Origin of the sequence: Shewanella sp. ANA-3 (genome assembly GCF_000203935.1) — a bacterium.
Lineage (GTDB): Bacteria > Pseudomonadota > Gammaproteobacteria > Enterobacterales > Shewanellaceae > Shewanella.
Genome location: NC_008577.1, coordinates 1,216,507 through 1,231,042 on the forward strand (window position 1 = coordinate 1,216,507; position 14,536 = coordinate 1,231,042).

The window sequence follows — 14,536 nt, forward strand, 5'->3', positions numbered from 1 at the left end:
ATAGGCCAGATTACAACTAGACTTTAGCTGTGATGCTGTCTTAACAGTCGTGACGTACGGTTAAGTTAATTAATCGTAAACAACAAGTCGCGACTTTGTTCACAATTAAGAATTTTGTGTTCGTGATTTTACGCCAGATTATTGAGATTTTTTTTAATCGAGGTAGAATGCGAGCGCCACAAAAAGAACGCTACCCTTGACGGTAGCAAACAAAATAATGGGGTTGATGATGAAAAACGTTAAAACTTTAGCTTTAGCTGCTACAGCAGTAGCTGCAATGTCTGGTAACGCATTTGCTGCAGACCGTTCAGACCTTCACGGTTCTGACTACAAGTGGATGCAGTTCAACGCTATGTACTCTATCGGCGAAAAGCCTGATAACCCAGCTTCTGGCGACCAACACAACTACTTAGAAATGGAGTTCGGCGGCCGTTCTGGTATTTTCGATCTGTATGGTTATGTTGACGTATTCAACTTAGCAAACGAGAACACCAAAGACGGTGACAAGAACCCAGGTTCAGGCACCAGCAAACTGTTCATGAAATTTGCTCCACGTGTTTCTATCGATGCATTAACTGGTAAAGATTTATCTTTCGGTCCAGTACAAGAAGTTTACTTCTCTACTCTGTTCAACTGGGACGGTCTGAACGGTGAAGGCGTTAACTCTACTTTCTGGGGTGTTGGTGCTGACGTAAACGTGCCTTGGTTAGGCAAAACAGGTATGAACCTGTACGGTTATTACGACATGAACGCGAAAGAGTGGAACGGTTACCAATTCTCTGCTAACTGGTTCAAGCCTTTCTACTTCTTCGACAACAAGAGCTTCCTGTCATTCCAAGGTTACATCGATTACCAATTCGGTGCTGACGAAGACAAGACTGCTTTCGTACCAAAAACCTCTAACGGTGGTAACATCTTCTTCGGTCTATACTGGCACTCAGATCGTTACGCTCTGGGCTATGGCTTGAAAGGCTTCAAAGACGTTTACCTGTTAGAAGACGGTGCTGGTGCACTGGCTCTAGAATCAACAGGTTGGTCTCACTACCTGTCAGCTACTTACAAGTTCTAATTTCTTGTAAAAGCCGTTGGAGCCGCGATGGCGGCTCCATCTTTTATGTGTCATGAATCTTTATCTAAACCCATTTATAATTTGAGCAGTGCGTTTATATAAAGGTTTGTGTTTTTCTCGCGCTAAAACGGATTTTTCGCGGAAAAGTAGGAACAAGACATTATTCGTATCCTCTCTTCCGGTCTTCAAGGATTCAAGTCGTGATCACTTATAGTTCATTTAAGTGTCAGGATGCGTATGTGTTATGCATAGGCAAGATTGAATACCTAATAAAAATGTAATTTGCCCTACACAAATTACTCGGCATCGCCTGAAGGCCCGGCCATATAAAAATAATCAAAATAATGCCAGCTCTGAGCGTTGCGTATAAGCGACTGATTTCTATTTATTTGTTTTTTATTTTGGAGAGCTATTATGACTGATTTAAAAAAAGCAGCACAACGCGCCATCGAACTTATGGATTTAACCACCTTAAACGATGACGATACCGATCAGAAAGTGATCGACCTGTGTCACAAAGCCGTGACACCAGCGGGTAATACTGCTGCCATCTGTATCTATCCTCGCTTCATTCCTATCGCACGTAAGACCCTCGATGAGCTGGGCGCAGAAGACATTCAAATCGCAACAGTAACCAATTTCCCACACGGTAACGATGATATTGCTATTGCTGTATTAGAAACCCGTGCCGCCGTTGCCTATGGTGCCGATGAAGTTGACGTGGTATTCCCATACCGCGCGCTGATGGAAGGTAACGAAAGTGTCGGTTACGAGTTAGTCAAAGCCTGTAAAGAAGCCTGTGGCGATGTATTACTGAAAGTGATTATCGAATCAGGTGTATTAGCCGATCCTGCGCTTATCCGCCGCGCCTCTGAACTGTCTATCGATGCGGGTGCTGATTTTATCAAGACCTCTACCGGTAAAGTACCTGTCAACGCGACCCTTGAAGCGGCCGAAATCATGCTGACTGTGATCAGTGAAAAGAACACCAAAGTGGGCTTTAAGCCTGCTGGCGGCGTACGTGATGCTGCTCAAGCTGCAGAGTTTTTAGGTGTGGCTGAGCGTATTCTCGGTGCGGATTGGGTCTCTCCACGTACCTTTAGATTTGGTGCTTCAAGCTTACTCAACAGCTTGTTACACACATTAGAATTAGCCGATGCGCCTAAGCCGACTCAAGGCTATTAATCGAACATTGCATCTCGATTAATACCAAAATCGTATATCGAAACTAATTAAGTGTGACCTAAATCTAGTTGGAAACATCAAAACTTCGATAGCATGTAATTGTAATATTGCTACAGTTTTGATGTTTCATTGCAAAGCTAAATAACGGATATGTTGTATTAGTATTTAGCTTGGAGGCAGTATCATGTTTCTAGCTCAGGAAATTATACGTAAGAAACGCAATGGGTTAGCCTTAAGTACAGAAGAGATCCAGTTCTTCGTTAAGGGCATAACCACTAATGCAGTGTCGGAAGGTCAGATCGCCGCACTAGGCATGGCTGTGTATTTTAATGACATGAATATGGATGAAAGAATCGCTTTGACCACGGCAATGCGCGATTCTGGCACTGTACTCAACTGGCAATCACTTGGTCTGAATGGCCCTGTCATCGATAAACACAGTACAGGTGGTGTCGGTGATGTGATTAGTCTCATGCTCGGCCCCATGGCTGCGGCTTGCGGTGGTTATGTGCCGATGATTTCGGGTCGCGGACTCGGACACACAGGCGGTACGCTCGATAAGTTCGACGCTATTCCCGGTTATCAAACCGAACCTTCGAGTGAATTGTTCCGCAAAGTAGTTAAAGACGTTGGTGTGGCGATTATCGGCCAAACTGGCGATCTGGTTCCCGCCGATAAACGTTTTTATTCCATCCGTGACAACACTGCGACCGTCGAATCCATCTCCCTCATCACCGCCTCAATTCTCTCTAAGAAATTAGCTTGTAGTCTCGATGCATTGGCGATGGACGTCAAAGTCGGTAGCGGCGCATTTATGCCAACTTACGAAGCCTCTGAAGAGCTTGCTCGCAGCATTGCGGCGGTAGCCAATGGCGCAGGTACTAAAACGACGGCCTTACTCACCGACATGAACCAAGTGTTAGCCTCATGTGCGGGTAATGCGGTTGAAGTGAAAGAAGCCATCGATTTTTTAACCGGTGCTTACCGTAATCCTCGCCTCTACGCAGTGACTATGGGGCTATGTGCCGAGATGTTACTCCTGGGTGGTCTGGCGAGCGATGAAGCCGATGCCCGTGCCAAGTTGAACCGCGTGCTAGACAACGGCCGTGCTGCCGAGATCTTTGGCAAGATGGTTTCAGGCCTCGGTGGCCCCGTCGATTTTGTCGAAAACTACAGTAAGTACTTACCGCAATCACAAATTATTCGCCCTGTCTTTGCGGATACCCAAGGTTATGCTTACAGCATGGATACCCGCGAACTCGGTTTAGCCGTGGTTACCTTAGGTGGTGGTCGTCGCAAACCTGGTGATGCACTCGACTACAGTGTTGGTTTGACGCAAGTCTGTGCCCTTGGCGATAAAATTGATGCTTCTACGCCGATTGCTGTGATCCACGCGCAATCTGAAGAAGCCTTTGCGCAGGCAGAAGAAGCGGTGAAAAAAGCGATTCATATCGATGAAGTCGCTCCAGAAAAAACACCTGAGATCTATGCTTATATTCGAGCTTCGGATCTTTAAGGAAGAATTATGAAACGTACAGTTATAATGATGTTGGATTCCTTTGGCGTGGGCGCTGCTGGTGACGCCGCCAAGTTTGGGGATCTAGGTTCTGACACATTTGGCCATATCGCTAAAGCGTGTGCCGAAGGTGAAGCCGATATCGGCCGTGAAGGTCCGTTAACGCTGCCAAACTTGGCCCGTTTAGGGTTAGCCCATGCGGCGATGGAAAGCACGGGGGCGTTTGCTCCAGGCTTTGCGGACAATGTTGAGTTGATTGGTGCCTATGGCCATGCTCAGGAATTAAGTTCGGGTAAAGATACCCCGAGCGGTCACTGGGAAATGGCGGGAGTACCCGTATTATTCGAATGGGGCTATTTTAGCGAGCACCAAAACTCATTCCCTAAAGAGCTGACCGATAAGATTTTGGCCCGTGCGGGACTCGATGGCTTTTTAGGTAACTGCCATGCTTCTGGTACTACTATTCTGGAAGAATTAGGCGAAGAGCACATGCGCTCTGGTAAGCCAATTTTTTACACCTCGGCAGATTCTGTATTCCAGATTGCATGCCATGAAGGCACATTTGGCTTAGAAAATTTATATCGTCTTTGCGAAATCGCCCGTGAAGAGTTAGAACCTTATAACATTGGCCGCGTGATTGCGCGTCCATTCGATGGTACTGGCCCAAGCGACTTTGCTCGTACTGGTAACCGTAAGGATTACTCCCTCGAGCCGCCAGCGAAGACAGTGTTAGATAAGTTAAAAGCCGCCGGTGGTGAAGTGGTGAGTGTGGGCAAGATTGCCGACATTTACGCTTACTGTGGCATCACCAAAAAGGTGAAGGCAAACGGTTTAGAAGCGTTATTTGATGCAACGTTAGCCGAAGTGAAATCAGCGGGTGAAAATACTATCGTATTCACTAACTTTGTTGATTTTGACTCCCACTATGGCCACCGCCGTGATGTAGCAGGTTATGCGAAAGGGCTGGAGTATTTCGACTCGCGTTTACCTGAAATGCTGGCGCTGCTGGATGAGGACGATCTGTTAATCCTCACCGCTGACCATGGTTGCGACCCAACATGGCAAGGTACTGACCATACTCGTGAATATGTGCCTGTATTGGCCTATGGCGCAGGGCTGAAAGCGGGGTCACTCGGTCGCCGTAACAGTTTCGCCGATATCGGTCAATCTATCGCAAGCTACTTCAAGCTTGAGCCGATGGAATACGGTGAGTCGTTTATCTAAGTAAACGTGCAAGATCTCGATTTGGCGGCCAACATTGGGCCGCCAGTAAACAAAGACTTAAGTCTTAATAAAATAAACAGGGGTTATTTCGATGGCAACACCACACATTAATGCTGTAGAGGGCGCATTCGCTGAGACAGTTCTGTTTCCAGGCGATCCATTACGTGCAAAATATATTGCTGAAACATTCTTAGAAAATGTTGAGCAAGTGACTGACGTTCGAAACATGCTAGGTTTTACCGGTACTTACAAAGGTAAACGTATTTCTGTTATGGGTTCAGGCATGGGTATTCCTTCATGCTCAATCTATGCAACTGAATTAATTAAAGACTACGGTGTTAAGAACCTGATCCGCGTGGGTACTTGTGGCGCGATCAGCACTGACGTTAAAGTGCGCGATGTGATCATCGGCATGGGTGCTTGTACCGATTCTCAAGTTAACCGTTTACGTTTCAAAGGCCAAGATTTCGCTGCTATCGCGAACTACGAGCTGATGAATGCCGTGATCGAATCTGCCAAAGTGAAAGGCACTAAGATCCGTGTTGGTAACGTTTTCTCTGCCGATCTGTTCTACACTCCTGATCCACAAATGTTTGACGTGATGGAAAAAATGGGCGTGTTAGGCGTAGAGATGGAAGCCGCTGGTTTATATGGTGTTGCCCATGAATTCGGTGCTCGTGCACTGTGTGTGGTAACTGTATCTGACCATATCCGTACTGGCGAGAAAACCACTTCTGATGAGCGTCAAACCACGTTCAACGATATGATCGTGATGACATTAGACGCAGCAATTACGCTGTAATCTGTCGCTAATCTCGTTATAAAAAAAGGGTTCGCATTGCGAACCCTTTTTTATTGCCTCGTATCTTCAAGTTCAATCGGCTTAGCTGTGTTGCTGGCTCTTAGATGGATAATTTTGCAAGGCGGCGCTGAACCCAAGACGCTTCAGTTTGGGCAGATACGCTTCTATTAACCCGTAGAATCGGTATCTAAATCGCTCGGTTGTGCCGGGGCTTTCTCCGCGGTGGATTTGGCCGCATTGGTTTTGACTCGGCGCACCGATTTAACCTTAGGTTTATTTGGTGCTGGCGTAGAGCTTTGCGACTCAGTTGTTGAAGCTGTCGCTTGGGTCGTCTGTTCCTTGGTATCCGCTTTAGACTGAGACAGAGACGTAGACTCAGATGATGCCCCATCCTTTGTATCTTTCTCTGGTTTAAGCTCTGGCTTCACATCAAGCGCTTTCTCTGATGCTACGAGTTCTGGCGCAAGCACAGCTTTTGTCCCTGTGGTTGCTTTGGTTTTCCTTGCTTTAGGTTCGGCAATTGCTTCGTTGCTGTCTTCATCCGGCGCTTTACCTGCTGCCGATTTATCCAAGGGCTGAGTGTCGAGATCTGTTGCTGCTTTGCTTTCTTTTGCCTTCTTAGCTTCTGTTGGCTTTTGCTGAGCCTCAGTGTCACTTGCGATAACTGCATCCTGCTGCGTATCTTGATTATCCGCGGCTGTAGGTTCCTCGGCTGCTTTTATGGCTTTATTCTTCTTAGGGTTTTTACGCAATTTGGCGCGGGTGCGACGTCGGTCAAAATCGGCGCGCTTAAAGGACAAGGCGCGTGATAACAACATGCCGATAAGGCCGGCAACCAGCAGCATCATTTGCTGCTGCTCCATATTCAGGTTATGTGCCTCTTTGATTTCATTAAAAAATAGTTTGGTATCGAGTCTAACCTCGACATAGCCTAAATTTTTTCCATCTTGGATCACGGGTTCGACATAGGGCGGATACTTGCTTAGGAGCAAACTCATGTCTTCGGATTCGGGATCTAAGGCTTCATTGGTCAGGCTTTGGGCGAAGGCTAAGCGTATACCTTGGTCGCTGAAAATAGCCGCCGACATCACCTTAGGATCTTCGACTAAGGCGCTGGCCAGCCATTGGAGCTGTTCATCGTTTTGCAATTGCAGGGCGGGCGCCGCGCTGTAGGCCGTTTGTTGCACCAGTAATCTGGCCATCTTTTGCGTTTGGGACTTTAGAAGCAGCTGACCTTGTAGTAGGCTTGTCTGCCACAATTGCACTAAGCCGACCATCAAGGTCAAGGCGATGGCGATTTGGAGCAGTCTACTGATTTTATGGCTTTTCTTTAGCCCTTTAAGATATAACACTTTGACCCTTAATAGTTAGAGCGCTTGCCTAATCATAATTGATTCTGAGTGAGCCCGATAGTTGGAGAACACGAGTCCTATGGAAAGCTTGAACCAAAATGCGCTGTTTGTATGGTTAGCTGCTAGCCCTTCACCTCGCTTTGAATATCAGGGGCTCAGTTTCGAGACTTATCAGGAATCGTCTACGCGGCCATCCCAGAGCGGATTTGCTATGCGTCTGATTTACGAAGATTTAAGCATTGAAGACTCATTAGCGGCTTGGATTGTTTCTCTGGCTAAAAGCCTTAAATTAACTTCGCTCTCCATCGCACCTATTCGCCGTCAAGTCGCGCTGCATTGTGTTGAATTAGCGCTTCCCGTGGAGCCGAGTGCCGAGTTGTTAGCCACTTGTCCATCACTGGTGGAGTTACACCTTATTCGCGGCCCATTACCTAAACTGAGCGAGCCCGGTTTACTGGTGATGGACATGGATTCTACCGCGATCCAAATTGAATGTATCGACGAACTTGCCGCTATGGCAGGGGTCGGCGAGCAAGTGGCGGCAATCACAGAGCGCGCCATGCAAGGCGAGCTCGATTTCGAGCAGAGTTTGCGCCAAAGGGTTGCCCAACTTCAGGGCGCCGATGCCAAGATTATTCAAACCTTGTGTGACACTTTGCCACTGATGCCGGGCCTTGAGGCCATGCTGACCGAGCTTAAGTCGCACCATTGGCGTTTGGTTGTCGCGTCAGGCGGTTTCACGCCGTTTGTAGGTCACTTAAAACAGCTGCTGAATTTAGACGCGGCCTTTGCCAATGAATTAGTGATTGCGGACGGTAAGCTTGCGGGAACCGTCACGGGGAAAGTCGTCGATGCCCAGTTTAAGGCCTATGTGGTTAACCGTTGTAGCCAAGACTGGCAGATCCCTGCTGGGCAGCGTGTCGCCATCGGTGACGGTGCCAACGATATCCCTATGGTTCAGGCGGCGGACTTTGGGATTGCCTTCCATGCCAAGCCTAAACTTGCGGCAGCGGCGGATGCGCGGATCCGCAGTTTAGATCTGCGTGTATTGCCTTATCTGCTGCAGTTTTAATTCATCCTCTGTATCCGAGTCGTTAACATTAGAGTAATGACTCTTGTTTTTTGACGCTTAGCTGGTAGTTTAGTGTTCATTAATGGACTACCAGCGACTGACTTTGACTTCCCCTGCATCCCAACACTCGGCGCCAACGCCTGCACAAACTTCCTTCTATATTCCGTACCGAGATGGACAGCTGCATCTGCGTCAGTTGTTGCCTGCCAATGCGGATTTTTCGAAGCCACCGATCCTTATGTTGCATGGTGCCATGTCCAATGGCCGGGTATTTTACAGCCAAAGTGGTCGAGGCTTAGGATGTTTTCTCGCTCAGGCGGGCTTTGTGGTTTATGTGCTGGATACGGCGGGCAGGGGTATGAGTCTGCCCAAAATTGCGCGTGGCTTTACTCTGGGGCAAGGGGAGGTGATCCGCGAGCAGCTGCCATTAGTGCAGCAGTCTATTTTGACTATGCATCAACAGCTTTGCCAAGAACAGGGAAAGCCTGCACCATCGCAGCTGCATTGGTGTGCGCATTCTTGGGGCGGCGTGTTGATGGCAAGCGCCTTAGCGCGTTATCCCGAATTGCAGCAGAGTGTGCGGTCGCTGCTGACCTTTGGCAGTAAACGCACGATTCGAGTGAAGTCCTTTAAAAAATGGTTGATGGTCGATGTGTTTTGGAATCGCCTCGCCCCAAGTTTAGCCGTGGGGCAGGGGTATCTCGCCGCCGATAAGCTGCGTGTCGGTATGGATAACGAGAGCCGCGCCTCGTTAACTCAAAGCATAGATTGGGTGCGTGGAGAGTGGCTCGACCATGATGATGGCTTCGATTATGGCAAGGCGGCGAAGGCGGCTAACTGGCCCATCGCGTGGTTTATTGCTGGGCAAAACGATACTGTGCTCGGGCATCCCGAAGATGTCGCCGATATGATCTCTGAGTGTGGTTTTCGCCAAGTGAAATACACTCTGCTCTCAAAGGCGAACGGCTTTAAACACGACTATGGTCATGCGGATATGCTGACCCATCTGGATGCGATGGGTGACCATTTTCCGCTGATCCGCGATTGGTATCTCGGGTTTGAATTGGCAGTGTTAAAAGACTAGGGCGATGCCCCCCTAGTTTATTTTTGCAGAGCAGGGTAGCGCAGCTCTACCTCTTGGGTGATATCGAGTAGCTCACCAACACCGATAATCCGCCAGAGTTGTTCCTCGAGTTGTTTCGCTCTGTGGTTGGCGTGGATGTTGATGTATTCCAATTCGCGGCGCAGATAACCCATATCCGGTTTCTCAGTCGCACCACGGTAAATCCGCAGCGCCATAAAGCGTCCCGCCAGTTTACTTTGGTTGATAAAGGCGATTTTGGCCTGCGCATCTCCAAGCTCGGTGGCGGGAACACATTTTAAATGGAATTGACCGCGGGACTGGCGGGTCAATTGGATAAATACCTCAATAAAATCCATATCCTGTTGTGGCTTCATTTGGCGGATAGGATCGAGAATATCCCGTTTAAAGAATCCATCTTTTAGTAGCGGCGCGAGATTATATTGCAGGGTATCCGAGGAGCCAGCGGCAAAAATATCGCTGATCTCATCATGCTCAGTGCTGACCCCTAAACAGGCGACCTGTGCAGATTTTGTTGTTTTTTCAACAAAGTAGGGTACCGAATGCAGCTCGCGTAATAGAATGTTTTTCAAACCATCGGCCAGCTCTTTTATCTCGCTGTTGTTCTCGGTTAGCTGTTCGAGTTTTTCACGGTTATGGGCGATCAGTTTATTTAAAAACTCCACGCCAACATGGGGCGTATGGCCCATCACTGCGGCTAAATGCAGTGTCACGCCATTTTTACGGGTACGCACTAGGCGGTAGGGTAAATTATCCAGTTGGGTTTTACCGGCAATGGTCTGCAACTTAGGCAAACTGATCATTATTGGCTTGTTGGTGGCAAACTCAGTTGGATTATCCAGAGTCAGCTGCATGCCTCGACCAGAAATATCTAAGCTTATCCCCGTCGCTTTTAAGGCTCCCTGTGACACATTAACTAAGGTTTTGAAGGCAAAACGCGCTTCCTGTCGACGCTCACTAAATTGCATCGAAACCGGCTTGATTTGGTGTGCCGTCAGGCGCTGTTGGCCAAAGGCTTTGAGCGCATTGGCATTGCTATCGTCCTGCCAGGCCTTGTAACTAGCCCTTTCATCCTCATTGGTAAGGTCTATTAGTTGCAGCATATGGCTGAACTGGGACAATTGCTGTTCCACCAGCGGGCTGTACTTAGCATCATCCCCCGGTAAGGTCGCACGGCGATAACCTTTCGCATGGTAAATCTTATCTGGGATGAGTTTGAAAATACGCCAGCTCGGTTTCGTTGAGGCAAAACCGAGGAATAAAGACGTCATGCCCTTGGCTTTTAATTCGGCTAAGGTGGCCGAGTAAAAATACAGTGAGCCTTGGGCGTTGTAGGTAAAGCTAAAAAACAATCCGTAATCGGGGTTTTCGGGATGATTGACCAGCGCCGAGAGTCTTGCTGGCGTCAGCATGGCGGGCAATTGGCTGATATCATTCTCATCCTGAAAATAATGCACTATCTGCTGATTGTCGCGGCTCAGCAGCATATGGCTGATGGATTGGGACTGCTGACTGAGAAACAAAGGCAAATGCGGCAGATGCGGTAGGTAATGGCGCTCGAACCCCAGACCAGAGGCCGTCACTAGGACATCATTCACATCCAGTTTATAACGGAGCTTGTAGCCTCGGATTAAGTTGCCCAGCATTTCACCTAGGGCATCCGTGCCACCAATCCGGCGTAAGCGTAACCAAATGAATTCACCATTGGTTTGGCTATCGACAATCTGATAATCGACCCCGAGTTGTAAATCGGGGTAGTAATATTCTTCACTAAGCTCGAGCAGTTTGACCTTGAGGGGCTTGTCGAGATCGAAGGGATGATTCGCCGCCAAGCGAATACGCGCACCGCCCACCGATAAATCGACGGTGATCCCCGGCATTTCGGTTCGTCCGGGTTGCGACACCGCAATGCGGATACTGTAATTCATCCGTTCTTCAGCGCGATTAAAATAACTGCCGAGCACCACACCGGGCACCATAAAAGGTTCGGGTTCGATGCCATCTGGTTGTTGCGTCACCTGACGTAGCTTTTGTCGCCGCTGTTGATGGGCATTGATGACGTATTCATACACCCCTAAGGTGTACTTATTGCGGTATAAAGACATAGCCGCTTGCAGACTATGCTTGGCGGGCTCATCGAGAAAATGGCGCTGCTGGCCAAGCATGACTTCGGTGCAGGGCAACTCAGACTTGTCCCTAAGATCGATAATCCGGGTGCAGGGCGAAGCCAAACGATTCAACTCCATTTTCAACAGAAAACGGGTCGAATTGTTTTCATCGGCAGTCAGCTGCTGAAAAATCTCTTGGAAATTCGGTTCCATGAGTAGCGGCTTGAGCTGTTCTATGAGTGCATTATGGTTATCTAAACTCATGTAGGGTCTTTTCTAATGCTGATTTTATGCCGTGCTGTGTTAGTCTAATGTCGGCAGTATTCACAGTTACTTAAATTGATTTTATACAGATTTTAATAAGTTATGGCAAAGAATAAAACCGCGTACGTGTGCAATGAGTGTGGACAGGATTTTCCACGCTGGCAAGGGCAGTGCAGTGCTTGTCAGGAGTGGAATACGATAACCGAAGTGCGTTTAGGCGCCGCCTCGCCCGGACGGGGAACTAAGTTTGCGGGTTATGCCGGTGCTGGCAGTAGCGAAGTCAAAACCTTAGACCAAATTGACCTTAATGCCTTACCACGGATTGTGAGCCATTTTGGCGAGCTCGACCGCGTGCTCGGGGGCGGCATAGTGCCAGGCTCAGCGATTCTGATTGGCGGTCATCCCGGTGCCGGTAAGAGTACGCTGTTACTCCAAACCCTGTGCCATTTAGCCGAGCAAATGCCTGCACTTTATGTGACGGGGGAAGAGTCCCTGCAGCAAGTCGCTATGCGCGCTCATCGCTTAGGGCTGCCAACCAATAAACTGCGGATGTTATCTGAGACCAGTGTGGAGCAGATCTGCGAAGTCGCCCTGCAAGAATCGCCAAAAGTCATCGTCGTCGACTCTATTCAAGTCATGCACATGAGCGATGTGGCATCGAGCCCCGGCAGTGTGTCGCAGGTGCGTGAATCGGCCTCCTATTTAACTCGCTTTGCCAAGCAAAACGGCATTGCCGTGATTATGGTCGGCCATGTGACCAAAGACGGTAGCCTCGCCGGGCCTAAAGTGCTTGAGCACTGTATCGATTGTTCTGTGATGTTTGAAGGGGATAGCGACAGCCGTTATCGTACCTTGCGCTCCCACAAGAACCGTTTCGGGGCGATTAACGAGTTAGGCGTATTCGCCATGACTGAGCGTGGTTTGAAGGAAGTGGCTAACCCTTCGGCGATTTTCCTCTCCCGCGGTGAAGAAGAATCCTCTGGCTCCTTAGTGATGGTGGTGTGGGAAGGTACGCGTCCGCTGTTGGTAGAACTTCAGGTGCTGGTGGACAATTCGGCGATGTCGAACCCACGCCGCGTGGCAGTGGGGATGGATGCAAACCGTTTAGCCATGCTACTGGCAGTGATGCATCGCCATGGTGGGTTACAAATGTCGGATCAGGACGTGTTTGTCAACGTCGTTGGTGGGGTTAAAGTGACAGAAACCAGTGCCGACCTAACCTTGTTGCTGGCCATGGTGTCGAGTTTCCGTGGCGATATTTTACCGAGCGATTTAGTGGTGTTTGGTGAAGTGGGGTTATCCGGGGAAATTCGCCCCGTGCCCAATGGTCAAGAACGTCTCGTCGAAGCCGCCAAACATGGCTTTAAGCGGGCGATTGTGCCCCGTGCCAATGTGCCAAAAAAGCCGCCCGCAGGTATGGAAGTGGTGGGTGTGGCAAAATTATCCGAAGCCCTCGAAGCGATATAATCCTCAAAACAAAAAACAGCACCCAATGGCGCTGTTTTTTATGGATTCTTAGGCAGTGAAGTCTGTGTCACGCTGAGGTTTTCGCTTAATCGGCGCTGTTGTGCTTCTCGATAAATAGCGCTAATTCACGATTCAGTATCGACGCATCGCCTAGATTTAGCTCAACGATGCGTTTGAGGTGGCTGATGCTGTCGACATCGATAAATTTACACTTGAGCCCCAGCTGTTGGTTGCGTTGATGCACTAACTCGGTTTCCATTTGCAGCTCAATATCCGAGCCCGGTAGGGTAAAACTGAGGGTGATAGGCGCATCCGTATGGCTAAATCCGGCAGGTTCGTCCACCAGTGCGCCATTTAGGCTGAGGTCGAGTATGGTGGTTTGCCACTGTTTATCGCCTTGGTGTACCGATGCGCTAGCGGCAAAGAGGATCCGCGAGAACTTTCGTCTTTCATCAATCACGACTTCTTTATTGTTCATAGTTTGTTAGTGCTCACCCCAATCAATATGCCTAAGCATATGTCATATTGATGTTACTGTAAAAGTTCGGCAGTTTTTTGTGCCAGAAAGTAACGGAGATCGCATATTTTACCTTTTCCTCATATGCAAATATGAAAAAGTATGAATAATTCAGTTAAGCAAAATAAGAGATGTAGAACATGGCCTATAGTGTGCTCGTTGTCGATGATGAAGCGGTGATTCGTGCTCGATTGAAAGGGTATTTTGAAAAAGAAGGTTACCGCGTTGTCGAGGCGGCCGATGGCGAGCAGATGTGGCACGAGTTTAATCGTCAACATATTGATTTGATTATGTTAGACATTAACCTGCCTGGAGTAGATGGCTTAAGCTTAACCCGTGAGTTACGTAGCCGCTCCCATGTGGGGATTATCTTAGTCTCGGGCCGTGATGAATCAATTGATAAAATCGTTGGTCTGGAGATGGGCGCCGATGATTATGTGACTAAGCCCTTCGAGCTGCGGGAGCTATTGGTTAGGGTTAAAAACCTACTGTGGCGGATTTCTCTGGTAAAACAAGCCGAACAAGCGCTGGTGCAGGAATTATCCGAGCCCGATGATGTGATGAGTTTTGAAGGTTATCGGCTCGAGTTAAACAGCCGTAAGCTGCGCCAAGGGGAGGAGCTTATCAAGCTCACTAAGGCCGAATTTGAGTTGTTAACCGCCTTTGCTTTGCATCCGCAGCAGGTACTTTCCCGTGAGCGCTTAATGCAGCAAACCAGTCATCGTAATCAGGATGTGAATGACAGAACCATAGATGTCATCATCCGTCGCCTGCGTAATAAGCTCAATCCCGAACTCTTTGTCACAGTCCATGGTGAGGGCTATTTGTTTGCCGCTAAGGTGGATGACTAATCTCTAA

General features: G+C 48.5%; 12 protein-coding genes. 9 read left to right on the forward strand and 3 right to left on the reverse strand.

The features are described 5' to 3' along the window. The first annotated feature begins 229 nt into the window (after window positions 1-229). The 5 genes from SHEWANA3_RS05465 (at window position 230) to deoD (ending at window position 5,796) form a co-directional block, all read left to right on the forward strand. Window positions 230-1,069 carry an outer membrane protein OmpK gene (locus tag SHEWANA3_RS05465; RefSeq protein ID WP_011716151.1) on the forward strand — a complete coding sequence of 280 codons (840 nt, stop codon included), beginning with the start codon at window positions 230-232 and terminating at the stop codon, window positions 1,067-1,069. Window positions 1,070-1,483: 414 nt separating this feature from the next. Beyond that, window positions 1,484-2,254 carry a deoxyribose-phosphate aldolase gene (gene deoC / locus SHEWANA3_RS05470; protein WP_011716152.1) on the forward strand — a complete coding sequence of 257 codons (771 nt, stop codon included), beginning with the start codon at window positions 1,484-1,486 and terminating at the stop codon, window positions 2,252-2,254. A 184-nt stretch (window positions 2,255-2,438) separates the two neighbouring features. Beyond that, window positions 2,439-3,770 (forward strand): thymidine phosphorylase, encoded by a 1,332-nt coding sequence (gene deoA, locus SHEWANA3_RS05475; protein WP_011716153.1) that lies wholly within the window; start codon window positions 2,439-2,441, stop codon window positions 3,768-3,770. 9 nt (window positions 3,771-3,779) lie between these two features. After that, a complete protein-coding gene (locus SHEWANA3_RS05480) occupies window positions 3,780-4,994 on the forward strand; it encodes a phosphopentomutase (RefSeq protein ID WP_011716154.1) in 1,215 nt (404 codons plus the stop codon). Between the two features lie 91 nt (window positions 4,995-5,085). Further along, window positions 5,086-5,796, forward strand: coding sequence for a purine-nucleoside phosphorylase (gene deoD / locus SHEWANA3_RS05485; protein WP_011621831.1), 711 nt, complete (start codon window positions 5,086-5,088; stop codon window positions 5,794-5,796). Window positions 5,797-5,963: 167 nt separating this feature from the next. Here the strand turns inward: deoD and SHEWANA3_RS05490 are convergent, their stop codons facing one another. Then, a complete protein-coding gene (locus SHEWANA3_RS05490; RefSeq protein ID WP_011716155.1) occupies window positions 5,964-7,148 on the reverse strand; it encodes an AhpA/YtjB family protein in 1,185 nt (394 codons plus the stop codon). Between the two features lie 79 nt (window positions 7,149-7,227). Between SHEWANA3_RS05490 and serB the strand changes: the two genes are divergently transcribed. Then, a complete protein-coding gene (gene serB / locus SHEWANA3_RS05495; protein WP_011716156.1) occupies window positions 7,228-8,220 on the forward strand; it encodes a phosphoserine phosphatase SerB in 993 nt (330 codons plus the stop codon). Window positions 8,221-8,302: 82 nt separating this feature from the next. Beyond that, window positions 8,303-9,304, forward strand: a complete 1,002-nt coding sequence (locus SHEWANA3_RS05500) for an alpha/beta hydrolase (protein ID WP_011716157.1) — start codon at window positions 8,303-8,305, stop codon at window positions 9,302-9,304. 17 nt (window positions 9,305-9,321) lie between these two features. On the opposite strand, the gene SHEWANA3_RS05505 is transcribed toward SHEWANA3_RS05500, so the two are convergent. Continuing rightward, window positions 9,322-11,694 carry a PilZ domain-containing protein gene (locus SHEWANA3_RS05505; RefSeq protein WP_011716158.1) on the reverse strand — a complete coding sequence of 791 codons (2,373 nt, stop codon included), beginning with the start codon at window positions 11,692-11,694 and terminating at the stop codon, window positions 9,322-9,324. 102 nt (window positions 11,695-11,796) lie between these two features. Between SHEWANA3_RS05505 and radA the strand changes: the two genes are divergently transcribed. Further along, a complete protein-coding gene (radA, locus tag SHEWANA3_RS05510; RefSeq protein ID WP_011621836.1) occupies window positions 11,797-13,161 on the forward strand; it encodes a DNA repair protein RadA in 1,365 nt (454 codons plus the stop codon). 85 nt (window positions 13,162-13,246) lie between these two features. On the opposite strand, the gene SHEWANA3_RS05515 is transcribed toward radA, so the two are convergent. Beyond that, entirely contained in the window at window positions 13,247-13,618 is a 372-nt protein-coding gene (locus tag SHEWANA3_RS05515) for a PilZ domain-containing protein (RefSeq protein WP_041412950.1), read from the reverse strand. Between the two features lie 200 nt (window positions 13,619-13,818). Between SHEWANA3_RS05515 and torR the strand changes: the two genes are divergently transcribed. Further along, window positions 13,819-14,529: a two-component system response regulator TorR gene (torR, locus tag SHEWANA3_RS05520; RefSeq protein WP_011625509.1), complete on the forward strand. Its 711-nt coding sequence runs from the start codon at window positions 13,819-13,821 to the stop codon at window positions 14,527-14,529. The last annotated feature ends 7 nt before the right edge of the window (window positions 14,530-14,536 follow it).

Bases quoted from the DNA above. Each gene is read 5' to 3' on its own strand.
- SHEWANA3_RS05465 (WP_011716151.1), top strand. From the start codon at position 230: ATGAAAAACGTTAAAACTTTAGCTTTAGCTGCTACAGCAGTAGCTGCA.
- deoC (WP_011716152.1), top strand. From the start codon at position 1,484: ATGACTGATTTAAAAAAAGCAGCACAACGCGCCATCGAACTTATGGAT.
- deoA (WP_011716153.1), top strand. From the start codon at position 2,439: ATGTTTCTAGCTCAGGAAATTATACGTAAGAAACGCAATGGGTTAGCC.
- SHEWANA3_RS05480 (WP_011716154.1), top strand. From the start codon at position 3,780: ATGAAACGTACAGTTATAATGATGTTGGATTCCTTTGGCGTGGGCGCT.
- deoD (WP_011621831.1), top strand. From the start codon at position 5,086: ATGGCAACACCACACATTAATGCTGTAGAGGGCGCATTCGCTGAGACA.
- serB (WP_011716156.1), top strand. From the start codon at position 7,228: ATGGAAAGCTTGAACCAAAATGCGCTGTTTGTATGGTTAGCTGCTAGC.
- SHEWANA3_RS05500 (WP_011716157.1), top strand. From the start codon at position 8,303: ATGGACTACCAGCGACTGACTTTGACTTCCCCTGCATCCCAACACTCG.
- SHEWANA3_RS05505 (WP_011716158.1), bottom strand. From the start codon at position 11,694: ATGAGTTTAGATAACCATAATGCACTCATAGAACAGCTCAAGCCGCTA.
- radA (WP_011621836.1), top strand. From the start codon at position 11,797: ATGGCAAAGAATAAAACCGCGTACGTGTGCAATGAGTGTGGACAGGAT.
- torR (WP_011625509.1), top strand. From the start codon at position 13,819: ATGGCCTATAGTGTGCTCGTTGTCGATGATGAAGCGGTGATTCGTGCT.